The 25,675-nt window shown below is 69.8% G+C and carries 21 protein-coding genes; 12 read left to right on the top strand and 9 right to left on the bottom strand.

All coding sequences use genetic code 11. From position 1 onward, the window contains the following. Positions 1-114: 114 nt before the first annotated feature. The gene (glpK, locus tag ACZ7M3_RS32010; RefSeq protein WP_472067728.1) at positions 115-1,629 is read right to left on the bottom strand and encodes a glycerol kinase GlpK; all 1,515 of its coding nucleotides are present in this window, start codon (positions 1,627-1,629) and stop codon (positions 115-117) included. Positions 1,630-1,671: 42 nt separating this feature from the next. Further along, complete coding sequence (locus tag ACZ7M3_RS32005; protein WP_472067726.1) at positions 1,672-2,436, bottom strand: IclR family transcriptional regulator; 765 nt, start codon at positions 2,434-2,436, stop codon at positions 1,672-1,674. Positions 2,437-2,635: 199 nt separating this feature from the next. Between ACZ7M3_RS32005 and ACZ7M3_RS32000 the strand changes: the two genes are divergently transcribed. Continuing rightward, positions 2,636-3,061: an ATP-binding protein gene (locus tag ACZ7M3_RS32000; protein WP_472067724.1), complete on the top strand. Its 426-nt coding sequence runs from the start codon at positions 2,636-2,638 to the stop codon at positions 3,059-3,061. A 61-nt stretch (positions 3,062-3,122) separates the two neighbouring features. Here the strand turns inward: ACZ7M3_RS32000 and sbnB are convergent, their stop codons facing one another. The 3 genes from sbnB to ACZ7M3_RS31985 form a co-directional block, all read right to left on the bottom strand. Continuing rightward, a complete protein-coding gene (gene sbnB / locus ACZ7M3_RS31995; protein WP_472067722.1) occupies positions 3,123-4,193 on the bottom strand; it encodes a 2,3-diaminopropionate biosynthesis protein SbnB in 1,071 nt (356 codons plus the stop codon). A 147-nt stretch (positions 4,194-4,340) separates the two neighbouring features. Next, entirely contained in the window at positions 4,341-6,896 is a 2,556-nt protein-coding gene (locus ACZ7M3_RS31990) for a non-ribosomal peptide synthetase (RefSeq protein WP_472067720.1), read from the bottom strand. A 35-nt stretch (positions 6,897-6,931) separates the two neighbouring features. After that, positions 6,932-9,550 (bottom strand): Pls/PosA family non-ribosomal peptide synthetase, encoded by a 2,619-nt coding sequence (locus ACZ7M3_RS31985; protein ID WP_472067719.1) that lies wholly within the window; start codon positions 9,548-9,550, stop codon positions 6,932-6,934. Positions 9,551-10,057: 507 nt separating this feature from the next. Between ACZ7M3_RS31985 and sbnA the strand changes: the two genes are divergently transcribed. Beyond that, the gene (gene sbnA, locus ACZ7M3_RS31980; protein WP_472067717.1) at positions 10,058-11,044 is read left to right on the top strand and encodes a 2,3-diaminopropionate biosynthesis protein SbnA; all 987 of its coding nucleotides are present in this window, start codon (positions 10,058-10,060) and stop codon (positions 11,042-11,044) included. Between the two features lie 63 nt (positions 11,045-11,107). On the opposite strand, the gene ACZ7M3_RS31975 is transcribed toward sbnA, so the two are convergent. Continuing rightward, entirely contained in the window at positions 11,108-11,422 is a 315-nt protein-coding gene (locus ACZ7M3_RS31975) for an ArsR/SmtB family transcription factor (protein ID WP_472067715.1), read from the bottom strand. Between the two features lie 120 nt (positions 11,423-11,542). Between ACZ7M3_RS31975 and ACZ7M3_RS31970 the strand changes: the two genes are divergently transcribed. The 4 genes from ACZ7M3_RS31970 (at position 11,543) to ACZ7M3_RS31955 (ending at position 14,175) form a co-directional block, all read left to right on the top strand. Continuing rightward, positions 11,543-11,962, top strand: a complete 420-nt coding sequence (locus ACZ7M3_RS31970; RefSeq protein ID WP_472067713.1) for an arsenate reductase ArsC — start codon at positions 11,543-11,545, stop codon at positions 11,960-11,962. A 200-nt stretch (positions 11,963-12,162) separates the two neighbouring features. After that, positions 12,163-13,155 carry a Ppx/GppA phosphatase family protein gene (locus ACZ7M3_RS31965; RefSeq protein ID WP_472067711.1) on the top strand — a complete coding sequence of 331 codons (993 nt, stop codon included), beginning with the start codon at positions 12,163-12,165 and terminating at the stop codon, positions 13,153-13,155. Next, a complete protein-coding gene (locus tag ACZ7M3_RS31960) occupies positions 13,152-13,751 on the top strand; it encodes a histidine phosphatase family protein (RefSeq protein ID WP_472067709.1) in 600 nt (199 codons plus the stop codon). The genes ACZ7M3_RS31965 and ACZ7M3_RS31960 overlap by 4 nt, the downstream gene beginning before the upstream one ends. A gap of 10 nt (positions 13,752-13,761) precedes the next feature. Then, on the top strand, positions 13,762-14,175 hold the full coding sequence (locus tag ACZ7M3_RS31955) for a hypothetical protein (RefSeq protein WP_472067707.1): 414 nt from the start codon (positions 13,762-13,764) through the stop codon (positions 14,173-14,175). A 51-nt stretch (positions 14,176-14,226) separates the two neighbouring features. Here ACZ7M3_RS31955 and ACZ7M3_RS31950 read toward each other — a convergent pair whose 3' ends face one another. Further along, positions 14,227-14,532: a ribosomal protein L7/L12 gene (locus ACZ7M3_RS31950; protein WP_472067787.1), complete on the bottom strand. Its 306-nt coding sequence runs from the start codon at positions 14,530-14,532 to the stop codon at positions 14,227-14,229. A gap of 58 nt (positions 14,533-14,590) precedes the next feature. After that, positions 14,591-15,610, bottom strand: a complete 1,020-nt coding sequence (locus tag ACZ7M3_RS31945; protein ID WP_472067705.1) for a LacI family DNA-binding transcriptional regulator — start codon at positions 15,608-15,610, stop codon at positions 14,591-14,593. A gap of 251 nt (positions 15,611-15,861) precedes the next feature. Here ACZ7M3_RS31945 and ACZ7M3_RS31940 point away from each other — a divergent pair, with 251 nt between their 5' ends. From ACZ7M3_RS31940 to ACZ7M3_RS31915, 6 genes are all read left to right on the top strand, one after another. Then, positions 15,862-17,883 carry a glycoside hydrolase family 127 protein gene (locus tag ACZ7M3_RS31940; RefSeq protein ID WP_472067704.1) on the top strand — a complete coding sequence of 674 codons (2,022 nt, stop codon included), beginning with the start codon at positions 15,862-15,864 and terminating at the stop codon, positions 17,881-17,883. Positions 17,884-17,977: 94 nt separating this feature from the next. Continuing rightward, complete coding sequence (locus tag ACZ7M3_RS31935; protein WP_472067702.1) at positions 17,978-19,228, top strand: sugar ABC transporter substrate-binding protein; 1,251 nt, start codon at positions 17,978-17,980, stop codon at positions 19,226-19,228. A gap of 83 nt (positions 19,229-19,311) precedes the next feature. After that, the gene (locus tag ACZ7M3_RS31930; protein WP_472067700.1) at positions 19,312-20,289 is read left to right on the top strand and encodes a carbohydrate ABC transporter permease; all 978 of its coding nucleotides are present in this window, start codon (positions 19,312-19,314) and stop codon (positions 20,287-20,289) included. A gap of 56 nt (positions 20,290-20,345) precedes the next feature. Continuing rightward, on the top strand, positions 20,346-21,107 hold the full coding sequence (locus ACZ7M3_RS31925) for a carbohydrate ABC transporter permease (RefSeq protein WP_351302104.1): 762 nt from the start codon (positions 20,346-20,348) through the stop codon (positions 21,105-21,107). A 54-nt stretch (positions 21,108-21,161) separates the two neighbouring features. Beyond that, entirely contained in the window at positions 21,162-22,934 is a 1,773-nt protein-coding gene (locus tag ACZ7M3_RS31920) for an RICIN domain-containing protein (RefSeq protein WP_472067698.1), read from the top strand. A 459-nt stretch (positions 22,935-23,393) separates the two neighbouring features. Beyond that, entirely contained in the window at positions 23,394-24,422 is a 1,029-nt protein-coding gene (locus ACZ7M3_RS31915; protein ID WP_472067785.1) for an acyltransferase family protein, read from the top strand. Here ACZ7M3_RS31915 and ACZ7M3_RS31910 read toward each other — a convergent pair whose 3' ends face one another. Then, positions 24,423-25,598, bottom strand: coding sequence for a cytochrome P450 (locus ACZ7M3_RS31910; protein ID WP_472067696.1), 1,176 nt, complete (start codon positions 25,596-25,598; stop codon positions 24,423-24,425). Positions 25,599-25,675: the final 77 nt, after the last annotated feature.

Raw genomic sequence — 25,675 nt, 5'->3', positions numbered from 1 at the left:
GCACACGCCGCGCCGCCCGTACCCGCACGCCGCGGGTACGGGCGGCGCGGCGTTGCGCCGTTCCCGGCCGCCCACTGACGGGCACTCCGGCGCGCGGTCGACGTCGCCAGGGAATCACCTGGGCCTCGGCGGTCTGATCCACCCCAGCGACCGCTCGACGGCGCGCTGCCAGTTGTCGTATTCCAGGTCCCGCCGCGCGGGGTCCATGTCCGGCAGCCACTGGGCGGCCCGGTGCCAGTTGCGGCGCAGCACTTCCAGGTCCGGCCAGTAGCCGGCGGCGAGCCCCGCGGCGTAGGCGGCGCCGAGGGAGACCGTCTCGGCGACCATGGGCCGCACCACGGGCACATCGAGCACATCGGCCACGAACTGCATGAGCAGGTTGTCCGCTGTCATGCCGCCGTCCACCTTGAGCTCCTTCAGCGCGACCGAGGAGTCGGCGTTCATGGCGTCGACGACCTCGCGCGTCTGCCAGCCGGTGGCCTCCAGGACGGCCCGGGCCAGGTGTCCCTTGGTGATGTAGGAGGTGAGGCCGACGATGACACCGCGTGCGTCGCTGCGCCAGTGCGGTGCGAAGAGACCCGAGAACGCGGGGACGATGTAGCAACCGCCGTTGTCCTCGACCGTCCGCGCGAGCGTCTCGATCTCCGGCGCGCTGTTGATCAGTCCCAGACGGTCACGGAACCACTGGACCAGCGAGCCGGTGACGGCTATCGATCCCTCCAGGGCATAGACCGGGGGCTGGTCCCCGATCTTGTAGGCGACGGTCGTGAGGAGTCCGTGCCGGGACCGCACGAGATCGGTACCGGTGTTGAGCAGCAGAAAGCTGCCCGTTCCGTACGTGCATTTCGCCTCACCCGGTGTGAAGCAGGTCTGGCCGAACAGGGCGGCCTGCTGATCACCGAGGGCTGCCGTGATGCGGACACCCGGGAGGACCGAGCGGGCATCCCCGTAGCCCTCGGCCGAGGACCGGATCTCGGGCAGCATGGGGCGGGGAACCCCGAAGAACTCCAGCAGCTCCTCGTCCCAGGTGAGGGCGCGGATGTTCATCAGCATGGTGCGACTGGCGTTGGTGGCGTCGGTGATGTGCAGGCCCCCGTCCGCGCCCCCGGTGAGGTTCCAGATCAGCCAGGTCTCCATCGTGCCGAACAGCACCTCGCCGTCCTTGGCGCGTTGATCCAGTCCGTTCACATGGTCGAACAGCCAGCGGATCCGCGGTGCCGAGAAATAGGTCGAGGGAGGCAGACCGCAACGCTCGAGAAAGAACTCGTCCCCGGGCCGGTTTCTCAGGTCCTCGACGAGCGGTGCCGTACGCGTGTCCTGCCAGACGATCGCCCTGCCCAGCGGCGCACCCGTCCGCCGGTCCCACAGCACCGTCGTCTCGCGCTGATTGGCGATACCGATGGCGGCGACCTCTCCCGCGCCGACACCTGCGTCGGAGAGCGTCTCGGGCATGATGCGCCGCAGATTGCGCCAGATCTCGACGGCGTCGTGCTCGACCCAGCCGGGCTTGGGGAAGTGCTGCTGATGCTCCCGCTGGACGACCGACACCAGCCGCCCGTGGTGGTCGAACAGAATGCATCGGGTGGAGTTGGTGCCCTGATCGATGGACATCACATACCGTTCAACCATGATCCGGTCTGCCTTCCGATGTGTCGAGGAGGCGGGGTTCTCCTAGCGTGCTGCTCCCAGATCTCTGGAGATCGCCCGTGCGGCCTCGCGGAGCAGGGTGATCAGGTTCGGCCGGGGACGACCGTGGTTGTCGCAGATCCTCTCGACCGGGCCGGAGAGGCCGACGGCACCCACGACGAGGCCGCCGTGCCCCCGGATCGGCGAAGCGATACCGGCTTCCCCCATGCTCATTTCCTGGATCTCCGCGGCCCAGCCGACCTCCCGGACCCCGGCGAGCGCCCGGGTGAGCTTCTCCGGTACGACCAGGGTGTGCCGGGTGTAGGCCTCCAGCCCGGCTTCCGAAGCCGACTCGAGGGACGCGGTCCCGTACGCCAGCAGCACCTTGCCCAGCGAGGAGGCGTGCAGAGGCAGCAGTGAACCCACGTCCAGGGTCTGGAGGGTGTCGTCCGGCCGGAACACGTGGTGGACAACGAGGACCTGGCCCTCGAAGGGGGTGCCCAGGCGGACCGCTTCCCCACTCCGGGCGGCCAGGGCATCGGCCCAGTTGATGGAGCGCGATCGCAGCTCATTGATGTCGAGGTAGCTCGTGCCGAGGTGCAGCAGCGCCGCGCCGAGCTGGTACTTTCCCGTCGACGCATCCTGCTCCACGAAATCCACGTGCTGGAGGGTACGGAGAATGCCGTGCGCCGTGCCTTTCGCCAGCCCGAGCGAGGCCGCCACCTCGCCGAGCCCGAGTCGACGGGGCCCACCAGCGAGCAGACGCAAAATCGCCGCCGCCCGTTCGATCGACTGGACTGGGCCGGCCATGAGGCGAGCCTAGTACCGCCACGGAGGGTTCGCTTTACGTGCAGGCCACCACCGGTTCACCACCGGGTGAAGGTGAGCGTTCGGTAATGGCGACCGCCGTTCATTGACCGGCCCCACTTCGCTTCCTACCGTTCACTGAGGCCCGGCAAACGCGCGCTGAGGCTCGGCGACCCGCCGACAGCGCTCCGGAGGAGAAGACATGGCGGCAGAGCTCAATACGATGCTTCGGGAGGCGGTCGAACACGTCGGTCCGCTGCCCCACGCCGCCGAGGTCGTCTCGGCCGCACGCCGGCGGGTGAAGGCGGTCCTCGCCGACTGGAACGTGTCCTGCGAGATCGCCGAGGACTGCCTCCTGGTGGTCTCGGAGCTGCTCACCAACGCGATCGTCCACGCCCTGCCCCCGGCGGAGCTGCGGCTGTCCTGGGTACGGGCCGAGGGGCTCAGCACGCTGCGCGTCGAGGTCACCGACGCGGGATCCGCGCTTCCTGCCGGCCAGTCGCCCCCCGGAATCGATCCGGACGAGCACGGCCGGGGCCAGGAAATCGTCCACGCGCTGGCGGCTCGGCACGGCATACGTGTCCACTCCGGCGGGATCACCCGGTGGGCCGATCTCGTCGCACCCTGAGAGCACACCTCTCGCCGACGAGAACATATGTCTCATTTCCCTGCGAAGCGAGCTCTGCCTGTCAGCCGTGTCGGCGCAGGTCGTGGAAGAAGTCCTCGATGACGTGGAGATGCCCGGAGCGGGCCGTCTCGTTGTAGACGTAGGTGCCGACGGCGAGGTCGAGCACACCCAGTCCGAAGGGTGAGAACACCAGGGGTCGGTCGGTGGGTGGTGTCACTCGGCCGGTCATGACGTCGGCGAGTGTTCCGTGCAGGAAGTCGCGGTTGCCGGTGAGCTGCTCGGCCAGATGGGGGGACGTGTCGGCCTTGAGGCAGTGGTCGACGTCGTCGACGATGTTCGCCGAGGCGAGGATGATCTCGGGTGCGAGGTCGCGCAGGGACACATGCAGCACCAGGGGGTTGTGGTCGAACCAGGCCGGGTCGCCGATGTGCGGCTCGCCCGCGATGGTGGCGAAGACGACGAGGTCGCTGGAGCGGATGACCGCCTCGGCACTCTCGTGCACGGTGACCTGTCCCGCGGCGTCGTTCTGTTGGACGTGGTCGCGGAAACCGGCGGCGCTGTCGCCGGACAGGTCGTAGACGCCGGTCTCCTCGAAGGACCATCCCAGGGCGGTCAGGAAGGTGTGGATGTAGCGGGCGATCAGGCCTGTACCGAAGAACCCGATGCGGGTGGGGCGCAGCCGGTTGCGGGTGAGGTGGTCGGCCGCCAGCGCCGCCGACGCGGCGGTTCTGGTGGCACTGATGATGGAGCTTTCCAGGCAGGCGAAGGGGTAGCCGGTGTCGTGGTCGTTGAGGATCAGGACGGCGGAGGCCCTGGGGATGCCGGCCTGGACGTTGTCGGGGAAGCTGGAGATCCATTTGATGCCGTCGACCGGCGCCGGTCCGCCGATCGAGGCGGGCAGCGCGATGATCCGGGCGGTTGGTCGGTCGGGGAAGCGCAGGAAGTAGGACGGGGGGTTGACCGACTCTCCGGCGGCGTGCAGGTGATAGGTGGCCTCGACGAGGTCCACGATCTGCTTCTCCCGGTCCTGAAGGGCGTGCTGGACCTGGGCGCCGGAGATCACTGCGAAGGTCGGCACGAGGTGCGGCTGGGACATGACGGGCTCCAGTGCGAGGGAACGGACGGTGGTCATACGGCGCTCACCTCGCCGGTCGGCGGCCACCCGGCCGCGGTGTGGATCTCGGGCTCGAGTCTGCCGGGGTGCGGGTCCACCTCGAGGAGGGGCGCCGGGGTCGCGTACGGCATGGCGCTGTTCCTTTCGATGTCGGTTCGACGTCGGTCAGGCGGAGGTCGGTGGCGGGGTCGTGTGGCGTTGGGGTCCGTGGTCGACCAGAGCGGCGAGGTCGGTGAGGACCGGGTGTGCGGTGACGTCCTTGAGGGACACGGCGCGGTCCAGGGTGATGGCGAGCTTCACCGCCGAGAGGGAGGTGCCGCCGCGGTCGAAGAAGTGGTCGCGGCGTCCGATCCGTTCCTGCGGGACGCCGAGGACCTTCGCCCAGGCGGCCGCCAGGCGCCGCTCGGTCGGGGTGGCCGGCGGCTGGTGCTCGTCGTCGGTGGTGGCGGGTTCTTCGGCGAGTGCCGCCAGGGCCTTCTTGTCGATCTTGCTGTTGGCGGTCAGCGGCAGGCTTTCGCGCCAGTGGAAGGCCGACGGGACCATGTACTCGGGCAGCGACTCGGCGAGCCGGTCGGTGATCGTCCCCGTGTCCAGGGGCTTCGGGCCGGAGTAGTAGGCGACCAGGTGCTTGCTCCGGTCGGCGCGTTCGACCGTCACGACCGCGCCGTCGCGGACACCGGGGAGACGGAGCAGGGTGTTCTCGATCTCGCCGATCTCGATCCGGAACCCGCGGATCTTGACCTGGGCGTCGCGGCGGCCGAGGAACTCCAGCTTTCCCGAAGGGTGCCAGCGGCCGTGGTCGCCGCCGAGGTAGAGCCGTGTGCCTTCGCGGTGCGGATCGACCAGGTAGGAGGCCCGGGTGAGTTCGGGGTCGTTGATGTAACCGCGGCCGACGCAGACCCCGGAGAACGCGATCACGCCCGGGGCGCCGAGCGGCACCGGGGTGAGGTGTTCGTCGACGACGTAGACGCGCACGTTGTTGACCGCGCGGCCGAGCAGGATGCGGTCCGGCGCCCGGTCCATGACGTCGTGGTTGGTGTCGTCCGAGGTCTCGGTCAGCCCGTAGGCGTTGACCAGTTTGATCCCGGGCTGGACGGCGAACCAGCGCTCGGCGAGTTCCTTCTTCAGCGCCTCGCCGGTGACCGACACGTACCGCAGGTCGGGCAACGGGCGGGGGCGCTGTTCGAGCTCCGTCACGACGGCTTCGAGGTAGGAGGGCACGACCTGGAGGACAGTGACCTCGCCGTCGGTGAGGGTGTCGAGGAAGCGGGGTACGTCCAGGATGACGTCCTGTGCGACCAGCAGGGTCCGCCCGCCGACCAGCAGGGCGCAGACCAACTGCCACAGGGAGATGTCGAAGCACTGGGGCGCGGTCTGGGCGACCACGTGTCCCTCGCCGACCTGGAGGTCGTCGATCTTGGCGTAGAGGTGGTTGAGCATGCCCGCGTGCTCGCACATCGCGCCCTTGGGCGCACCGGTGGAGCCGGAGGTGAAGTAAATGTAGGCGAGTTGGTCGGGCGTGACCGGGAAGCCGAGATCACCGTCGGGGTGGTCTTCCGCGTAGGCCGTGTCGACGAGGAGCCGCTCGGTTCCGGGAAGGGAGTCGAGGGCCTGGTCGAGGGTGGTGGTGCTGCCGGGTTCGGTCAGCACCAGCGCGCATGCGGCGCGGGAGAGGGTGGCGGCGATGCGTGCGGCCGGGAAGTGCGGCTCGATGGGGAGGTAGGCGCCTCCGGCCTTGAAGACCGCGATGACGGCGGCCAGCCAGTCCAGATTGCGTTCGGTCACCACCGCGACCACGCCCTCACGGGCGAGTCCACGGGCTACCAGGGCGCGGGCGAGCCGGTTGGCCCGGGCGTTGAGTTCCGCGTACGTCCACTGCCGGTCGGCGTGGACGGCGGCGACGGCGTCCGGATGCCTCCGCACCCGGTCCTCGAACAGCTCGTGCATCCGCGCGTCGGGCAGTTCCCGGTCCGGCCCGGCCAGTTGGTCGAGCTGGAACCGCAATTCCTCGGCGGACAGCAGGCTCTGGCGTGTGTGCTCGGCATCGGGGTCGGCGGTGATCAGCGCGAGCGCGGTCAGGTGGTAGCCGGCGATACGGGCGGCGCTGTCGGCGTCGAGCGCGTCGGTGCGGTAGCGCAGCCGCAGTACGAGCCGCCCGTCGTGGTGACGGACGCCCACCCGCAGTGCGGTGCCCTCGGTGAGGGCTCCGTCGATCGCGGCAGGGTCGCAGACGGCCTCGGCGGGATCAAGGACGGTCTCGGTGAGGTCGAGGACGGTCTCGAACAGCGGCCCGGTCAGGCCCAGTTCGCTCTTCAGTGCCTCGATGTCCTCGGCCGGGACGTCCTGGTGTGCCGACAGTTCGGTGGCGACCTGGTGGGTGTGGTGCAGCAGCTCGCGCCATGAGGCGGGTGCGGTGGTGAGCCGGCACAGGAGCGGGCTGCCGCCCCGGGCGACGTAGCCAGTGGTGATCTCCCGCTCTCCGGACACTGCCGCGAGCACCTTGGCGTGCGCGGTCAGCAGGAGCGAGGGCAGTGGTACCGCCAGCTCGGCCGCCAGTCGGCGCAGCCCGGTCACGGTGTCGTCGGGGACCGGTGTCTCGTACTCCCCCACGCCGGGCACGGGCTTGAGGGTCCAGCGTGGGGCGGGGGTGAAGCCGCCGGCTGTCAGTACGCCGCGCCAGTATGCGCGGCCGGTCCGACTGGAACTCACATGCGTTGTCATCGGATCTCTCCTCTGCTTGTCGGCGGCGCGCGGTGTCAGAGGCCGCGAGCCGGGGCGGCCTGGGTGGCGTGGGGTTCCTTGCCGGCCTCGACCTGGGTCTTGTGGTCCGGCATTTCCCGGGCAGGGTTGCCTCCCCACTCGGCGTGCGAGGGGATTTCCTCGCCCTTCATCAGGAACGAGTCGGGGGCCAGCGCGGCGCCGTCCGCGATCGTCACGCCGTAGTGGACGAAGGCGCCGACCCCGAGGGTGCAGCCGTTGCCGAGGGCGCTGCGGTCGGACTTGAAGGCGCCGTCCTCCTGCGAGTGGCACTGGACCACGGTCCCCGCGTTCAGCGCGCTGTCGTCGCCGATGGTGACGAGGGTGCGCTCCGGGAAGAAGCAGCCGTCGTCGAAGACCCGCTTGCCGATCCGCGCCCCCAGCAGCCGCCAGATCACGTTCTTGAACGGGGTGCCGTCGAAGGCCTGGATGTAGTGGACCGAGGCCATCTTCCAGAAGCGTTCGTGGTGCCAGAAGGAGGGTTCGTAGATCGAGCAGTACAGCGGCTTCTGGGGCTTGAATCCGGTGGAGGCCCGCTCGACGAGCGCGAAGTGGACGACGGTGTACGTGAGGGTGAGGACACTGGCCAGTGCGATCGCCAGTGCGCCGAACGAGGGGTACAGGTCGACCGCGCCCATCGTGATGAGGGTGATCACGAACAAGTGGATCATTCGCGCGAGCAGGTACAGGCCGGCGGTCGCCGCGTTGTGCCTGTTCTTGGCGGCCAGGCGACGGCGCAGTTCGTCGCCGGTCTCGAGGTGGTTGAACCGGTTGTCGCGCAAGACCGTGCGCGGGATCTCGAAACTGGGTGAGCCCAGCAGGCCCACGCCTTCGCGCACGGGTCCGTCGATGGGGACCATGACCTTCGTCGCGAGCAGGCAGTTGTCTCCGGTCCTGCCCTGCGCGGGGTAGGCGATCCGGTTGCCGAGGAAGTTGTGCGGCCCGATCGACGTGCGGGACACGCGGAAGGACGTGCTGGAGAAGTCGGCGTTCATGATGGACAGTCCGTCGGCGATCATGGTGCCGGTGCCGACCGAGCTCAGATACGGATTCTCGTGCTGCAGTTCGGTGCCGAAGTTCGACCCGGTCTGCTCGACGCGGGACAGGTCGTATCCGAGGTAACGCAGATAGTGGACGATGCCGGAACTGTCGCCGAAGAGGGTGTTGAGGGACTTCCTGTTGGTCATCACCACGATCGCCCGCTGAATGCCGTAGTGGAAGCCGTACAGCGGATAGACCTTGCCGGGCTTGAGGGCCCGGCTCAGAAGACGCGGCACGGTGCCCACGACGAGGAGGGCGGCGAGCAGGGATCCGAAGAGGAGGACCACGGAGGCGATCAGGGCATCGACGTAGAACGCCGGGCTGGCCATCGGCTGCGGGTTCAGCAGCGTCTGAAGCTGCGGCAGGCCCGTGAGCAGGGCCGTCACGCCGCCCAGCGCCAGCGGCAGGTACACCGTCAGCAGGCTCAGCAGCTGTGCAACGCCGTACGCGGTCCTTTTGGCGGTGGGGCAGTCGGCGGGGGCGACCCTTCGGTAGTCCACCTCGGTCGGCTGCGCGGGGGAGCCGTGTCGGCGTTCGCCGGCGGGCACCGCCTGGCCGGTGTGCAGGGAGGAGGCGTGGCCCAGCTGGGCGCCGTCGCCCATCGAGGTGTCGATGTCGAGGACCGTGTGCTCACTGACGAGCACGTTGCTGCCGAGGGTGACCGGGCCGGTCTGGATCACGCCGGCGTGGGCGCGGTAGCAGGACAGCAGCACGTCCTTACGGATGATCGTGCCCTCGCCGACGGTGAGCAGGTCGGTGCAGACCGGGATCGTGTGGGAGAGGATCGTGACGCCCTTGCCGATCCGTGCCCCGAGCGCCCTGAGGTAGAGCACGTAGAGCGGTGAACCGGCGAACAGACGCACGGGGCTGGTGCGGATCAACGTCTTGACGACCCAGAAACGCAGATAGGCCATGCCCCACAGAGGGAACTCCCCGGACCGCCAGCGGCCGACGAGGGTCCACTTCACCACGATCGGAAAGGCGCACAGGCCGAGGAAGCCCGCGCCGGCGAACAGGACGGACCGCAGGTAGAGGTCGAACAGGCCTGATCCCGCGGAGATCCACTGATGACCTTCCTCGACGGCCAGGGCGACAAGGCAGGAATAGCCCAGGAAGATCAGGAACTGCAGCACTCCACAGACGATGTAGCGCCGTGTTCGAGCCGCCGCCCGCGCCGTCCCCTCGGCCGATGCCCGTACGTCGGTCGGTGTCCGCGCCGGTGACGGCGCTTCCGCGGACGGGGACGGAACGGGGGCGGTGGGGGCGGGAGCGGCATCGACGAGCGCGGTGGCCAGGCTGCGGATGGTGGGGTGCCGGTAGATGTCCTTCATCGACACCGCCGGCATGTCCCCTCGCTTCCTGACCCGAGCGCAGAACTGGGCCATCACCAGGGAATCGGCACCCAGGTCGTTGAAGAAGTGACTGTCGACCGGCACCTGCTCGACGCGTACGACGCCTGCCAGCACGTCGGCCAAAAGTCTTTCGGTGTCGGTCGCCGAACCGGCGTCCCCGCCGTCCTGGAGGGGTGGGATGTCAGCCGGTTCGGCCGTCAAGACCTCCACGGATTTCTCTAGCACGTGAGCTCCTCGATGACGTGTCGTTCAGAGTCGGTCGGTACGGACGGATTCGTGATGTCCGCGCCTCTCCAGTAGGCCCGGCCGGGGGGTTCGTGTCCTGCCCCTGCATTTCGGGGCTTGACGAAGCGCATCGGTCTTGATAGCCCGCAGCCCGCCCATTTTGCCCGTCGTCGTCCCTCGATCCGCTGCTTTCCGTGCGCGTCGCGCGGGCTTACGACCACGCCTCACAGGGACCCGTTCGATCCGCGGAAAAATCACCCGGGAATTGCGCTGAACGGCCCCACCCGGCCAGGTCACGGCTGCTTATGCACGAAGACGGCGCGTGTCAAGTCCCGAATTTCGGTGGCATGACAGGGGGCCTGGATTCGGGCGTACTGGAGTCGTTCCGGCGACTCGCGACTCGCCGCTCCGAATTCCTCTCCGGGATTCCTCTCCGGGCCGCACCCGGACGGATCAGCGGCAGGAAGACCGGAAGACAATCCCACCGCCGCAGTGAAGGAGACGACCATGCCCGTCATATCCGTCCCCCAGGACTTCAACGAGGACGATCTCTTCGTCGACCTTGAGGGAATCTTCGGGCACCCGCTGTTCCTCAAGTGCGAGGGCTTCAATTTCGCCGGTTCGATCAAACTCAAGGCCGCCACCGAAATGGTCGAGGCCGCCGAACGCGACGGCCTGCTGAGGCCGGGCTCGGTTCTGGTCGAGTCGTCCTCGGGCAACCTGGGCGTGGCCCTGAGCATGATCGCTGCCGCCAAGGGCTACCAGTTCCTGTGCGTGACCGACGCCCGCTGCAACCTGGCGACCCGGCTGATGATGGAGGCCCTGGGAGCCCAGGTCCACGTCATCACCGAACCCGACCCCGTCAGCGGCTTCCTCGGCGCGCGCATCGACCACGTCCGCGCGCTGTGCGCCTCCGAGGACCGCTATGTGTGGCTCAACCAGTACACCAACCCCAATAACGGCATGGCCCACTACCGCAGGACCGCGCCGGCCATCGCCCGGCAGTTCCCGGACCTGGACGTCCTGTTCGTCGGGGCCGGCACCACCGGGACCCTGATGGGCTGCGCGCGCTACTTCCGCGAGTGGGACCGCCCGGTGCGCATCGTGGCCGTGGACAGCGTGGGCTCCGTGACGTTCGGGGGCGACGCCGGTCGGCGGATGATTCCCGGCCTGGGCGCGAGCAGACGCCCGCCGATGCTGGACGAGTCCTATGTGGACGACGTGGTGCGCGTGGCGGAGCCCGACACCATCCGGGCCTGTCACCGGCTGGCCAGGCGCGGGTTTCTGTTCGGAGGGTCCACCGGCACCGTGGTCAGCGGCGCGATGGACTGGCTGGCCCGGCACGAGGGGCGGGAGTTGACCGCGGTGGCCATCGCCCCGGATCTGGGCGAGCGGTATCTGCAGACCATCTACCAGACCAACTGGGTGCAGGACCTGTACGGCGAGGACGCCGTCGACCCCCAGGCGCTGGCCGGCGCGTCCCAGGAGGCCTGACCCCGTGTCCGTTCACCGCCCCGCAACCGGGGAAGAGAACGGGGGAAAGACCCTGACGGCAGGTCAGGGGCAGGACCGCTTGGTGTTGTTCTCGACGGTGGTGCGCGCGGTTGCGGCGAAGTCGGCGAATCGACTGGCGAGGGCGGCGAGGGCCTCGGGCCTGAGCCGGTAGTAGACGAACCGGCCGCACGGCTCCGTCTCCACGATCCCGGACTCGCGCAGCACCTTCAGGTGGTTGGAGAGGTTGGTCTGCTTGGCGCCCGTCTCCTCGATCAGGTGCGTGGTGCAGAGCGTCTCCCGGGCGAGGAGGGTCACGATCCGGAGCCTGAGCGGGTCGGCCAGGACCTTCATCAGATCAGCATCGGCTGACGTCAGCATGGACTGATACTGTCACATCACCTGAGGCTGATACGAGTTCCGGCCGACGCCGATCAGGGTTCACGCCCGTTGGGCCGACACTCACCCCCGCACGACCCGTTGACCGCGAAAGAAGTACCGATGTCTGCCACTCCGCTCGCCTCCGTGCTGTTCGTCTGTGTGCACAACGCCGGGCGTTCACAGATGGCGGCCGGTTTCCTTTCGCGGCTCGCGGGTGATCGGATCGAGGTCCGCTCGGCCGGCTCGATCCCGGGCGAGCAGGTCAACCCGGCCGCGGTCGAGGCCATGCGGGAGGTCGGCGTCGACATCGCCGAAGCCAAGCCGAAGATCCTCACCACCGAGGCCGTCCAGGCGTCCGACTACGTGATCACCATGGGCTGCGGCGACGCCTGCCCGGTCTTCCCCGGCAAGAAGTACCTCGACTGGGCCCTGGAGGACCCGGCAGGCAAGGGTGTGGAGTCCGTGCGCCCCATCCGGGACGAGATCAAGGCCCGTGTCGAGAACCTGATCAGCGAGATCGATGCCCGGCAGAAGGCGTGAGGCCGTCGGTCCTCCCTCCGCGTTCGCGTAGACCGTGGCTCCGTCCCATTCGAGCGGGACGTAGGGTACACGGTTGGTGAGGGAACGTGCACGCAGTGGACCAGAAGTCCCGGCGCGTCGGTGACGGGGCCGTCGGACGACGGGGAGACGCAGTCGATCCGTTCCGACATGGAGGAAACGAGACCAGGGGAGGCGATGGGATGCGGCAGGCCGGTGTACTCGACGTCGGGTGCCACAGCGCTCTGCTCACGGTGGTGCAGTCGCGGCCGGGCCATGTGATGGAGCCGGTATTCTCCCACAAGGTGCGGCTTCGACTGCACGAGACGCTCGACCGCAAGGGTCGACTCGACGACGCCGGGGTGGAGAGCGTCGAGCGCGCCGTCGCCCAGGCGATCGCCTCCGACCCCCGACTGCGCGGCACCGACATGTTCGCGTTCGCCACCTCCGTCATCCGCGACGCGCCCAACCGTGACGAGGTCATCAGGCGCGTGGCACGCAGAACCGGCACCCGACTGAGCGTGCTGGACGGCGAAGAGGAAGCGCGGCTTGCCTACGTGGCCGCCCGCCAGTGGGTCGGCCCGGCGGCCGGCCGGCTGCTGGTCCTGGACGTCGGCGGCGGCACCGTGGAGATCGCCTCGGGCACCAAAGACCAGCCGCACAGCGTCCACTCCCTGCCCCTGGGCGCCCGCAGAATCACCCGGGACTGGCTGCCCGGCGGCATCGCCCCGTCCAAACAGGGTCTCACCGAGATCCGTCGGTATCTGCGTCGAAAGCTGGAAGCCGTCCCCGATCTGCCGCGGGCGGAACCGGGCACCCGCGTGCTGGCCTGCTCCAAGACCTTCGAGCAGCTCGCCCGGCTCGCCGCCGCCCGGGGCAAGGCGCACCGCTCGCAACGGAAGCTGGCCCTGTCCCAGTTGCATGCCTCCGTCCCGGTACTGGCCGCCGCGAATCCGGCGCGCCGCGCCAAGCTCCCCGGCATCTCCCGGCACCGCGCCGAGCAGTCCCTGGCCGGAGCCCTGGTGGCCGAGGCGCTCATGGAGGCCTGCGAGGCCAAGGCGGTCGAGGTCTGCCCCTGGTCCACCCGCGAGGGCCTGCTGCTCGAGCACCTCGCCGCCCTCCACGACACACCCGGTGGTCCGGAGTCTCACCGGCCCGGGCGGACAGGGAAGTCGGACATGAGGGTGGGCGAATGACGAGCCGAGTGATGATGATCTCCCCCGCGATCAGTGCGGCGCTGCGGGAGGCGCGCTTCGACGACGGATGCCCGCTCGACGCCACCGGCGCCGCGCGGGCGCGATCGGCCGCGGGCTCCCTTCCGACAGCACAGCGGGTGCTCGTGTCCCCCACTCCGCGATGCCGCGAGACCGCGGCGGCATTGGGGTTCGACGGCGCCGTCGAAACCGCGCCGGCCGGGCTCGACGTGGGTGGTTGGCGGGGCCGTACGCTGGCCGACGTCAGCGCCGACGCCCCGGACGCCGTCGCCCTCTGGCTGACGGACCCGACCGCCGCACCGCACGGCGGCGAGTCGGTGCACCAGTTGTGCGAGCGGGTCGCGGCCTGGCTGGACGAGGCCGCGCGGTTCTCCGGCCGGACCGTCGCCGTGGTGGAGCCGGAAATCGTACGAGCCGCGGCCGTTCGGGCCCTCGGGGCACCGGAGTCGGCGTTCTGGCGGATCGACGTACCGCCGCTGACCGCCACCGAGTTCAGCGGTCGTGCCGGACGCTGGAACGCGACGTTCGGGAGACCGCTCGCTCACGCCGAGGGTGGCGATGAGGGCAGCACTCACTGAGCTGCCGCGAATGACTGACGCTGCGCCCGGCCGACTGTGGGATCAGCTCACGGGGACAGGATGGCGGCGGACACGTGCGGCGTCGCCGGCCGCGCCCGTCTCGTGCGGGGCGCCGCGGGCGACCCGGCCCGCCTGTGACCTGTGCGACGCGGCGCCGCACCTTCTGGAGACCCTCCCCCCTGAGCAGGCGCTCCGCGCGCTTGTCCAGCAACTGGTGGAGCACTCCGCGACGAGCTGGAGCACGGCCGTCGCCCTGAAGGCGGTCAGGGACCTCGGATCGCCGGTGTTCGCCCGGGCCCGTGCCTCCATGATCGAGACGATCGGTCGGCTCGTGACCGCCACGGTCGCGACCGGCGCGATCCGCGCGGACGTCACCCCGCTCCTGCTCGACGGCCTCCGCGACACCGCCACCGCCCCGCGCTGAACCCCTCCGACGGCACCGGCCGCTCGGACGGGGTCCCCCACTCGGCCCCGGTCAGCGCCTCGGACGGCCGGCCGGGCACTCCACCGAAGGCCAAAAAGGGGACGCGCACGGTCCCGAGTCCACCGGCCCCGTTCCGGGAACCATCGCGCGCTCGCACCACCCGCACAGCAGGCTCGCGTCGGCGCCGACGGCCTTCGGACGTTCCACAGCGTCCACGGCCACCCTGAACCCAGTGTCCTCGACGACCACGACCGGGACGGATTCCAGCAGCCGCGGGCTCCGCCACGCGCTCAGACCGGTGATCGACCGAACCACCTGGACGACGTCCATCCTCCGGCCGCCGGTCCCGGTCAGCATCACGCTGAACTCCGGTTCCTCCACCGTCCCCCCTCCAACCCCCTGGCCCCGGACCGCTTCAGCTGGACTCGCGGACGATCAGTCGGCACGGGACGGTGTGCACCCCCGGTGCCGGGTCGGCGTCGATGGCTTCGAGGAGCCGCAGGGCGGCGATCCGGCCGATCTCGGTGAGGTCCATGTCGATCGTCGTGAGGGGCGGCCTGCTGGCCAGGGCCATGGTGTCCCAGTTGTCGTAGCCGACGACCGCGATGTCACCGGGCACGTCGACGCCCCGCTCGCGCAGCGCGTCCGCCACGCCCCGGGCGATCTGGTCGTTGCCACAGAAGAAGGCGTCCGTGTCCGGTGCCGTGCGCAGGACCGCGTCGGCGGCGCGGCGCCCCCACGCCTCGCTCCACTCCCCGTGGTGCACCCGACCCGTCGAGAGTCCGAGGGAAGCCCGCTCCAGGTGCTCGACCGCGTGCCGGGCCCGGTCGCGGGCGGCCGCGTGGTGTTCCGGGCCGGTGATGTGAGCGATGCGCGTGCGGCCCGCGGCCAACAGGTGTTCGACGGCCAGTACGGCCCCGCCCCGGTCGTCGGAGACCACCGAGGTGTCGGCCGGGTCGGTGGACGGCGAGAGCGCGTAGACGATGGGGACGGCCTCGATGCCGTCCAGGGGCGGACGGGGATCCGTACGGCGGCCGGTGACGATGATGCCGTCCACCCGGCGGTCCATCAGATTGCGCAGGTGGTGCTGTTCCCGGATCGCGTCGCCGCGGGTGTCGCACAGCAGGACGGAGATCTTGCCGGCTCCGAGCGCGTCCTCGGCGCCGAGCAGCACGGGGGTGCTGAAGCGGCCGATGCCGTCGGTCGTCATCAGCCCGACCGTCCAGCTCCGCCCGGTGTGCAGGCTCTGCGCGTGCTGGTTCGGCCGGAACCCGAGTGCGTCGACGGCTTCAAGGACCCGCTGGCGGGTCTCGGGACGCATCCGCCCGCCGCCGTTCAGCGCCTTCGACGCCGTACCCACACTGACGCCCGCGAGCGCGGCGACGTCGGCGAGCTTCGCCGGGCCGGCGGAGCGGGAACCTGGAGCAACGGTCACGAGCAAACCTTTTCCTGGGCGGCAACGACCCGTCCATCGTCGCAGCCTCCCGGGGGTGAGTGCCAGCCACCGGGCAACAGAAAAATCTCTTGTCGCGACTCTTGACCCGCCTACCCCGCTGCCCTCTACTTCTCGGCAGGAAAAACGATTGCTCAAACGAGTTCCGAGAACCTCCCGACGCTCGAGCACGGGGGCCGTCGCTCCCTGCCCCGCAGCCCGGCCCCTCCCGCCTCCACCCCTCTCGGAGAACCATGCCCCGCACAGACTCCGCCCTGCCCTCCCCCACCGACGTCTCGGCTTCCACCGGACAGGGCGCTGCCCCCGTGGGCCCGGTCCGGCTCGGCCCGGACGCCCCCGTCGCGCTGCGCCCCGCCGCCGCGGAGGTGCGCACCGGCTTCTGGCACGCCCGCCGCGAGGTCAACGCGCACACCTCGATCCCGCAGGGCCCCGCTCTGCTGGAGTCCGCGGGAAACCTGCACAACCTGCGCCTGGCGGCCGGCACGACCGAGGGCGAGTTCCGGGGCAGTTATCCCTTCGTCGACACCGACATCTACAAGTGGCTGGAGGCCGCCTCCTGGCAGCTCGCCCGCAGCGGGCCGTCGGCCGACGGCGAGGAGAGCAGCTCCGACCTGCGCCAACTCGCCGCCGAAGTCGAGCGGATCATCGCCCTGGTCGCCGACGCCCAGCAGTCCGACGGCTACCTCAACACCTGGTTCCAGGTCCGCATGAACGGTGAGCGCTACCAGGACCTGCGCTGGGGGCACGAGCTGTACTGCGCGGGCCATCTGATCCAGGCGGCGGTGGCCCACCACCGTGCGACCGGTCGCGACGAACTCCTCGTCGTGGCACGACGGTTCGCCGACCACCTCGACTCCGTCTTCGGCCTTCCCGGCAGCGGCAGGCCGATCGACGGCGTCGACGGCCATCCGGAGGTGGAGACCGCCCTGGTCGAGCTGTACCGGGAGACCGGCGAGCGACGCTATCTGGAGCTCGCCGGCTACTTCGTCGACCGTTACGGCCACGGCCTGCTCGGCGGCGAGGCGTACTGCCAGGACCGCGTGCCGTTGCGCGAGGCGGTCACCGTAGAGGGGCACGCCGTGCGCCAGTTGTATCTGCTGGCCGGTGCGACGGACGTGGCCACCGAGACGGGCGACGCCGAACTGCGCTCCGCCGCCGAGCGGTTGTGGCGGGCGATGACCACGACCAAGACCCATCTGACCGGTGGCCTCGGTGCGCACCACGACGAGGAGGACTTCGGCGACCCGTTCGAGCTGCCCAACGAGCGCGCCTACTGCGAGACCTGTGCCGCCATCGCCTCGATCCAGTGGAGCTGGCGCATGGCTCTGCTCACCGGCGAGGCCCGCTACAGCGACCTGATCGAACGTACCCTCTACAACGGGTTCCTCGCCGGTGTCTCGCTGGACGGCGAAAGCTGGCTGTACGTCAATCCGCTCCAGGTCCGTGACGGCCACACGGACCCCGGTGGCGACCAGTCGGCCCGCCGTACCCGCTGGTTCCGCTGCGCCTGCTGCCCTCCGAACGTGATGCGGATGCTGGCCGGACTCGAGCACTACCTCGCCTCGACCGACGCCGAGGGGCAGGGCCTGCAGATCCACCAGTACGTCACCGGCCGCTACCGCGGTGACCTCGCCGGCACGCCCGTCACCGTGTCCGCCGAGACCGACTACCCCTGGCACGGCGCGGTGTCCCTGACCGTCGAGGAGACCCCGCGGGAGCGGCCCTGGACACTGTCTCTGCGCATCCCGCAGTGGTGCCACGAGTACCGCGTGCGGTGCGGCGACCGGACGTACGACCAGGCCGACGCCCCCGTCACCGACGGCTGGCTGCGCCTGGAGCGCATCTGGGCGCCGGGCGACCGGGTCGTCGTCGAACTCGGTCTGGAGCCCCGCCTCACCGCGGCCGACCCGCGGGTGGACGCGGTCCGCGGCTGTGTGGCGATCGAGCGGGGCCCGCTCGTGTACTGCCTGGAGCAGGTGGACCACCCCGGGGGCGGTCTGGACGACGTCGTCATCGACACCGCGCGGCCGCTCGCCGTGCGGCAGCGGCCCGATCTGCTCGGCGGTGTCACCACCGTCGTCGCCACGGGCCGTCGCCGCGCGGTCCCGGACACCGGCTGGTGGCCCTACCGGTCCCCCGACGCCGACCCGGCCATCGCGCCCTCGGGCGAGTCCGTCGAGCTCACCGCGATCCCCTACTACGCCTGGGCCAACCGGCAGGACGGCAGCATGCGCGTCTGGCTGCCCACCTCTTGACGCCTGCCGACCTCCACGGCCTCCTCCCGGCATCCGCGCACACCCCGTCACCCCGTCACCGCGCACGACCACTCATGACAACGAGGTCACCGCAATGCGAAACACCCGCAGAACTCTCCTCGCCGCCTGTGTCGCCGTCTGCACCCTCGCCTCCGTCACGGCCTGCGGGGGCGGCGGTTCGGGTTCCTCCGACTCCACCGGCAAGTCGGCGACGTACGCCTTCTGGGACCCGTACCCGCAGTTCGACGCCTCCTCGGACTGGGGCAAGCGCGTCGCCCAGTGCGGTACCTCGGCGGGCGTCAAGATCAAGCGCACCGGCTACGACACCACCGACCTGGGCAACAAGGCGCTGCTGGCCGCCCAGCAGGGCGACGCGCCCGACGTGATGCTCGTGGACAACCCGGTCGTCTCCACACTGGTCGAGGCGGGGATCCTCAACAAGACCAACGACCTCGGTCTGGACACGTCCGCGATCCAGAAGAACATCATCGGCGCGGGCACCATCGACGGCGCTTCTTACGGTGTACCGATCGGCGCCAACACGCTCGCCCTCTACTACAACAAGAAGATCCTGACGGCCGCCCACGTCGACCCCGCCTCCATCAAGGACTGGGCGTCGCTCACGGCCGCCCTGAAGAAGGTCAAGTCGGGCGGGAAGAAGGGCATCACCTTCTCGGCGATCGGCACGGAGGAGGGCAGCTTCCAGTTCCTGCCGTGGTTCTGGGGCGCGGGCGGCGACCTCACCCACCTCGACTCGCCGAAGAGCGCGGCCGCGCTCTCGCTGTGGAAGCAGTGGGTCGACGAGGGTCTCGCGCCCAAGGACGTCCTGAACAACACCCAGACCACCAGCTGGCAGGAGTTCGCCACCGGCGACTACGCCTTCGCGGAGAACGGCACCTGGCAGCTCGCCAACGCGGAGAAGGCCGGATTCCCGTACGGGGTCGTCAGCATCCCCGCGCAGAACGGCGGTTCGGCGCCGGTTCCGACCGGCGGCGAGTTCGTCACCGTACCCGTGCAGCAGGACACCGCGCGCTACGACATCAGCAAGAAGATCGTCACCTGTCTGACCAGCTCGGAGAGTCTGCTGGCCAGCGACACCGCCCTGACGTACGTCGCACCCACCGCGGCGGTCCAGGCCCGGCAGGTCGAGGCGAACCCGAAGCTCAAGCCGTGGGTGGCGGCCGTGGCCGCCGCGCGTGGCCGTACCAGCGGTGGTCTCGGCACGAAGTACCCCACCATCTCGCAGCCGATGTGGACGGCCGTACAGGCGGCCCTGTCCGGTGGCAAGAGCCCCGAGGCTGCTCTCGACGCCGCCCAGACGGCGGCCGGCAAGAGCAAGGGCTGACGAGGCCGGCCGGAGCACGGGCAGACAGCGCGCGGCACCGCAGGCCGCGTCCCGGACATCGCCACCCGCATCCAGGAGTTCGCATGACCATCGCCCGAGTCGACCGCCGTCCCAAGCGGTCCCCGGCCGTGTCCGGAGCGGCGGGCGGCGCCGACCGGCGTGACGTGCCGCCACGCCGTCGGCGCGGCAGGGACCGGCTGACCGCGCTGGGCTTCCTCGCCCCGCTCGTGGCCTACCTCGCCGCCTTCTATCTCTATCCGCTCTACCGCAACCTCGATCTGAGCCTGCGTGACTACACGGTCCGCTCGTTCGTGGCGGGCGACGCGCCGTTCTCGGGCTGGGACAACTTCTCCCAGGTGCTGGACGACCCGACCTTCGGGCCCGCGCTGCGCAACACGCTGGTGTTCACCTTCGTGTCGATCGCGCTCCAGTACGCGGCCGGGCTGGCGCTCGCGGTCTTCTTCAACCGGCACTTCCGTCTCTCCACCACGCTGCGGGCGCTGTTCCTCATCCCGTGGCTGCTGCCGCTGATCGTGTCGGCGTCGACCTGGTCCTGGATGCTGAACAGCGAGTCGGGCGTGGTCAATTACGCCCTCCACCTCGTCGGCGTCCCGCCCGTCGACTGGCTGACCTCGCCGCACTGGGCGCTCGCCTCGGTCGCCATCGCCAACGTCTGGATCGGCATCCCCTTCAACCTCGTCATCCTCTACAGCGGTCTGCAGAACATCCCCGGGGAGCTGTACGAGGCCGCCTCGTTGGACGGGGCGAGCGGCCGGCAGCAGTTCCGGCGCATCACCTTCCCTCTCCTGCGGCCGGTCTCCGCGATCACGCTGCTGCTCGGACTGGTCTACACGCTCAAGGTGTTCGACCTGATCTGGATCATGACCAAGGGAGGTCCCGGCGACTCCTCGTCGACGCTGGCGACCTGGTCGTACCAGCTCGCGTTCGGCACCCTGCTCCCGCACTTCGGCCCCGGTGCCGCCGTGGGCAACATCCTCATCCTCATCGCCCTCGTCTTCGGCCTGCTGTACATCCGCGTCCAGAGGAGGCAGGAAGCGTGAAGTCCCCCGCGAGTTCCCGCCGTTACACCGCCGTCGGACTCCTGCTCACCGCGCTCATGCTGTTCCCGGTGTACTGGATGCTGAACGTGTCCCTCACCCCGCAGCAGGACATGCGCAAGTCCCCGCCCGACCTGTTCCCGCTGCACCCCACGTTCGAGGGCTACCGGGCCGTGCTGCACGACCAGATGCCCTACCTCGGCACCAGTCTGCTGATCGGCCTCGGCACGGTCGCCGCCACCCTCGTCCTCGCCGCACCGGCCGGCTACTCACTGGCGAAACTCCGCCCCCGCGGCGGCGGCCTCATGGGCCTCGCCCTCCTCGTCGCCCAGATGATCCCCGGCATCGTCATGGCGATGGGGTTCTACGGGATCTTCCTCAACCTCGGCCTGCTGAACTCCTGGTGGGGCCTGATCATCGCGGACTCCACCATCGCCGTGCCCTTCGGCGTCATGATCTTCACGGCGTTCATGTCGGGCATCCCCGACGAGCTCACCGCCGCCGCACGCATCGACGGGGCGGGTACCTGGCGCACCTTCTGGTCCGTCGTCCTGCCGGTGAGCCGCAACGCCGTGGTCACCGTCTCGCTGTTCAGCTTCCTGTGGGCCTGGTCCGACTTCGTCTTCGCCAACACCCTCGACGGCGGCGGCGATCTTCGCCCGATCACCCTCGGCATCTACCGCTACATCGGCAACAACAACCAGGAATGGAACGCGATCATGGCCACCGCCGTCGTCGCGTCCGTACCCGCCGCCGTCCTGCTCGTCCTCGCGCAGCGGTACGTGGCCGCCGGGGTCACCGCGGGCGCGGTCAAGGACTGACCGGGACGTCAGCCACCCCATCCACCTCCTCATCCGTCAGGAGAGCCGCCACCCATGCCTGTTGCGAGATCTCGACCACGCACGCCCAGAAGGCCGTTCGACCGCACGGCCGCCGCCGTCCTGGCGACGGCCCTGGCCGCCGCCGCGACCGTCCTCACCGGCCCGCCCGCCCAGGCGGCCCCCACCGCGTCCACGACCCTGGTCGTCAACGCCGCCCAGCCCCTGCGGTCCGTCACCCATGTCGCCACGGGCAGCCTCTACGGTCTCGCCGACGCGAGCACCCCGGCCGACAGCCTCGTCCAGCCGCTGAAGCCGAACACCTTCGTCCAGATGGCACCCGGCGGCCACCAGTTGCCCAACGGTGAGCCACGCCCCGCCGGAGACTCCCTGGTCGTCGCCCCCAAGGCCGTCAGGGCCGGTGCGAAGGTCGTCGTCCGGATGCCCGACTGGTACCCCGACTTCCCCTACAAGTGGGTGAGCTGGAACGACTGGCTGTCCGCCGTCGACACCCAGGTCGCCTCGGTCAAGTCCTCCGGCGCCGGGAACATCAGCGCGTACGAGCTGTGGAACGAGCCCGACTGGACCTGGGACACCACCAACGCCGGTGCCTTCGACGCGGGTTGGGCACGCACGTACAAGGAGGTACGCGCCAAGGACGCCACCACTCCCCTGCAGGGCCCCAGCTACTCGGCGTGGAACCAGAGCTGGATGAGTCAGTTCCTCACCGACGCCAAGGCCAGTGGCACCGTCCCTGACGTCATCGCCTGGCACGAACTCCAGGGCAGCAAGGACATCGCCGCGCACGTCTCCGCCTACCGCTCCCTGGAGAGCGGCCTCGGCCTCAGCCCGCGGCCGATCTCCATCGAGGAGTACGCGACACCGAGCGAGATGGGGATACCGGGCGCCCTCGTCGGCTACGTCGCCAAGTTCGAGCGGGCGGGCGTCCACGACGCGGAACTCGCCTTCTGGAACCACTACGGAACCCTCGGCGACACCCTCACCGACACCGGCGGATCACCCAACGGCTCCTACTGGCTCTACAAGTGGTACGGCGACATGTCCGGGAAAATGCTCACCACGACTCCCCCGGCGCAGACCGGCATCGACGGCGCCGCCTCCCTCACCGGTGACGGCCGGCAGATCAGCGTGATCTTCGGCGGAGGCACCGGTTCGACGGCCGTCACCGTCAACGGACTCGGCTCCCTGTCCGCCTTCGGCGGCACGGTCCACGTCAAGCTGGAGTACACCCCGTCCAAGGGCCGCACCACGGCCGTCTCCGCCCCGTACACCATCTCCGAGAGCGACTATCCGGTCGGCAACGGCTCCATCACCGTGCCCGTCGCGATGAACGCGTCCGACGGCTACCACCTGGTCGTCACGCCCAGCGGGACGTCCGCCTCGCTCGCCGGGCGCTATCAGATCACCAACAAGAACAGCGGGCTCGCGCTGGACACACAGAGCGCGGGCACCGCACAGGGCACCGCCGTCGTCCAGGCCACCTCGACCACCGGCACCGACCAGAACTGGACGCTGGTGACGGCGGGCTCGGGCCTCTACAAGATCGTGAACCAGGCCAGTGGTCTACTGCTCGGCGTCAACGGCATGAGCACCGCCGCCGGAGGTACGGCCCTGATCTGGGGCGACAACGGCACCGCCGACCACCTCTGGCAACCGATCCCCGCCGACAACGGCTACTACAAGATCGCCAACTACAACAGCGGCCTCCTGCTCGGCGTCACCGACATGAGCACCTCCTCCGGCGCCCAGGTCCTCCAGTGGGACGACAACAGCACCGCCGACCATCTGTGGAAACTCACCTCGCGCTGAGTGCCCGGCCGAACACTCCCGCGCCTGCCGCGCACCGCAGGCGCGGGAGCATTGGCGTACGTCTGTACGAATACCGTGAAACGGTCGAATGAATTCGGTACGGGGCACGGGTCCCCGTGCATGTCACAGTCCATCGGCCATCCCGTTGCCCGAAGGCGTCCCGTCCACCGTCGGATGGAGGGTGACCCAGCGTCCGACCAGGCGTTCACACCTTGACATGGCATCGCAGCGGCCGACGCCCCTCACCAGATCGAACGGCAATTCGACACGCATACTTATCGGCTCCTCGGGGAACACGCGTCGACGACAACCACCCCAAACATGCCCAGTTCAACACCCCAGTCCCCCAGCGAGCACCTCTCCTTGACCAACACAGGCGGTCCCATCGTGAGCAAGTCTTCCTTCGCCGAGCCGGAGCAATCCGAATCGCCGGTCCGATCGAAGACTCACCACCGCGAGGTGACCCATCCCGGTCCACTGCCCTCCCTCACCGGTCTGCGCTGGGTGGCGGCCCTTCTCGTCTTCTGCCTGCACACCCGCAATCTGGGCTATTTCAACGGGCAGGGCCGTCACTTCGCCGACTGGGGCTTCGGGGCGGGCTCCACCGGGGTCTCCTTCTTCTTTCTGCTCTCCGGCTTCGTCCTCGGCTGGTCCGCCCGGTCCGACGACCGCCCCACGGCCTTCTGGCGCCGCCGCTTCGCCCGCCTCTACCCCGTCCACCTGGTCACGGCCTGTATCGCGGTGTTCGTCATGGGCATGGGCAAGCCGGCCGGCAGCGCGGCGAATCTGCTCCTCGTCCACTCCTGGTGGCACCCGTGGTGGCAGACACTCGATCCCGTCAGCTGGTCCCTCGCGTGCGAGGCGTTCTTCTACGCGACCTTCCCCGCGTTCGCCCTGCTGCTGCGGCACGCCGGGGCCCTCACCGCGACCGCGCTCGCCGGCGCGAGCGTCCTGACCGTACTCATCCTGACCCGGGCGGACCTGCATCTGGGTGTCGGCCGCACCCTGTACTCCTTCCCCGCCGCCCGGCTGCCGGAGTTCGTCCTCGGAGTCGCCGTCGCCCGCCTCGTGCTCCTCGGCCGCTGGCGCGGCCCCGGCCTGGAGGCGTCGGTGGCCCTGACGATCATCGGCTACTTCCTGGTCTCCCAGGTCGGCGGATCGTACGCCTGCGTCGCCTGCACCTTGGTCGGTTTCACCTGTCTGATCCCCGCGGCCGCCCTCGCCGACGTACGCGGCCTGCCCAGCTTGTGGCGACATCCGGTCCTCGTCCGACTGGGTGAACTCTCCTTCGCCTTCTACATGGTCCACCTGCTCGTGCTGCGCGTGGGGCAGCACCTGTTCAAACCGTCGCCGATCGGCGCGCTCAGCGCCTTCGCGGTGTCCCTGGCACTCGCCTGGCTCCTGTACGAGTACGTGGAGGTACCCGCCCGGCGATGGCTTCTGCGGCCCTTCCTGAGATCCCTGCGACGCGCCCCGGTGTCACGTTGATCAGGCGGGGCTGTCCCACAGCACATGCAGGGTGGGCGGCTTGCGGAAGACCAGCCCCTGCGGGGTGGCCGGACGGGCCGGGTCGAGGCGCAGGGCGGGGAGGCGTTCGAGCAGGCGCTGAAGGGCGATACGGGTCTCCAGCCGGGCGAGGTGCGCGGCGAGGCAGTAGTGCGGGCCGTGCGCGAAGGCCAGCTGGAGACGCGCGTTCTCGCGGCGGACGTCGAACCGATCGGGATCGGGGAAGACGGCCGGGTCGCGGTTGGCGCCGGCCAGGGAGACGGTGACCAGTTCACCCCGGCGGATCGTTGCCGGGCCGAGGACGGTGTCACGGGTGGCGTACCGGTCCACGACCGCCGCTCCGGGTTCGAGGCGCAGCGACTCCTCGATCGCGCCGTCCAGCAGGCCGTCGTCGTCGCGGACGAGGGCGAGTTGGCCGGGGTGTCTCAGCAGGTGCAGCAGCGCGTTGGTGATCATCGCCTCGGTGGTCTCTATCCCGCCGAACATCAGCACCGCGGCGTTGGAGGCCACTTCGGGCAGCTCCAGCCGCTCGGCGGCGGAGCCGAGGAGCGACGTCGCGCCCGGGTCGGCGACGGTGGCCTCGACGGCGGCCCGCAGCCGCGCGTACGCCTCCGCGCCCGCGGGTGCCGCCTCGTGTCCTGCGGTGATGTCCGAGACCGACCGCACGATGGAGTCGTACCAGGAGAGCACCGTGTCCGCGCTGGTGCCGACCAGCCCGAGCGCCTCGGTCACGACGGCGACGGCGAGCGGGCCGGCGAAGGCGCGTCGCAGTTCGACGGCGCCCGCCGGTTCCAGCGCGGTGATGACCCGGTCGGTCTCCCGCTCGATGAACGAGGCGAAGCCGTCGCGTACTTCCCTGGGGCGGAAAGGAGCCGTGAAGGGCTCCCGGTGGCGGGCGTGCTCGTCACCGTCCAGCGACAGCATGCTCGGGCCGACGACCTGTGCGGTGGAGAACCGGGGGTCGTCGACGGTGAAGGTCGCGGGGTCCCGCATCACGTTCAGTGCGAGATCACGGCGGGTCACCAGCCAGCCGTCCAGCTCGGGCAGCCAGGAGACGGGCTCGTGGGCACGGAGTCGCGCCAGTCGCGGATGCGGATCCGCGGCGAGTTCGGCGAGCGTGGTCGCGGCACCGAGCGGGAAGGAGCCGACGGCGCTCATCGCAAGCCTTGGCCGGGCACGGGGAATTGGATCACAACCAAGGCTAACAATCGCGCTGAGGCCGCGGCTGACGGGGG

This window comes from Streptomyces sp. NPDC111656, from assembly GCF_055656965.1.
This window is presented reverse-complemented; position numbering and strand designations above follow the sequence as displayed.

Excerpts from the sequence above, each read along its gene's own strand:
- sbnA (WP_472067717.1), top strand. The coding sequence starts at position 10,058 with ATGCCCGTCATATCCGTCCCCCAGGACTTCAACGAGGACGATCTCTTC.
- ACZ7M3_RS31920 (WP_472067698.1), top strand. The coding sequence starts at position 21,162 with ATGCCTGTTGCGAGATCTCGACCACGCACGCCCAGAAGGCCGTTCGAC.
- ACZ7M3_RS31925 (WP_351302104.1), top strand. The coding sequence starts at position 20,346 with ATGCTGTTCCCGGTGTACTGGATGCTGAACGTGTCCCTCACCCCGCAG.
- ACZ7M3_RS31950 (WP_472067787.1), bottom strand. The coding sequence starts at position 14,532 with ATGCTGACCGGGACCGGCGGCCGGAGGATGGACGTCGTCCAGGTGGTT.
- ACZ7M3_RS31990 (WP_472067720.1), bottom strand. The coding sequence starts at position 6,896 with ATGACAACGCATGTGAGTTCCAGTCGGACCGGCCGCGCATACTGGCGC.
- ACZ7M3_RS31960 (WP_472067709.1), top strand. The coding sequence starts at position 13,152 with ATGACGAGCCGAGTGATGATGATCTCCCCCGCGATCAGTGCGGCGCTG.
- ACZ7M3_RS31970 (WP_472067713.1), top strand. The coding sequence starts at position 11,543 with ATGTCTGCCACTCCGCTCGCCTCCGTGCTGTTCGTCTGTGTGCACAAC.
- sbnB (WP_472067722.1), bottom strand. The coding sequence starts at position 4,193 with ATGACCACCGTCCGTTCCCTCGCACTGGAGCCCGTCATGTCCCAGCCG.
- ACZ7M3_RS31910 (WP_472067696.1), bottom strand. The coding sequence starts at position 25,598 with ATGAGCGCCGTCGGCTCCTTCCCGCTCGGTGCCGCGACCACGCTCGCC.
- ACZ7M3_RS32000 (WP_472067724.1), top strand. The coding sequence starts at position 2,636 with ATGGCGGCAGAGCTCAATACGATGCTTCGGGAGGCGGTCGAACACGTC.
- ACZ7M3_RS31955 (WP_472067707.1), top strand. The coding sequence starts at position 13,762 with ATGACTGACGCTGCGCCCGGCCGACTGTGGGATCAGCTCACGGGGACA.
- ACZ7M3_RS31965 (WP_472067711.1), top strand. The coding sequence starts at position 12,163 with ATGCGGCAGGCCGGTGTACTCGACGTCGGGTGCCACAGCGCTCTGCTC.
- glpK (WP_472067728.1), bottom strand. The coding sequence starts at position 1,629 with ATGGTTGAACGGTATGTGATGTCCATCGATCAGGGCACCAACTCCACC.
- ACZ7M3_RS31940 (WP_472067704.1), top strand. The coding sequence starts at position 15,862 with ATGCCCCGCACAGACTCCGCCCTGCCCTCCCCCACCGACGTCTCGGCT.
- ACZ7M3_RS31935 (WP_472067702.1), top strand. The coding sequence starts at position 17,978 with ATGCGAAACACCCGCAGAACTCTCCTCGCCGCCTGTGTCGCCGTCTGC.
- ACZ7M3_RS31975 (WP_472067715.1), bottom strand. The coding sequence starts at position 11,422 with ATGCTGACGTCAGCCGATGCTGATCTGATGAAGGTCCTGGCCGACCCG.
- ACZ7M3_RS32005 (WP_472067726.1), bottom strand. The coding sequence starts at position 2,436 with ATGGCCGGCCCAGTCCAGTCGATCGAACGGGCGGCGGCGATTTTGCGT.
- ACZ7M3_RS31930 (WP_472067700.1), top strand. The coding sequence starts at position 19,312 with ATGACCATCGCCCGAGTCGACCGCCGTCCCAAGCGGTCCCCGGCCGTG.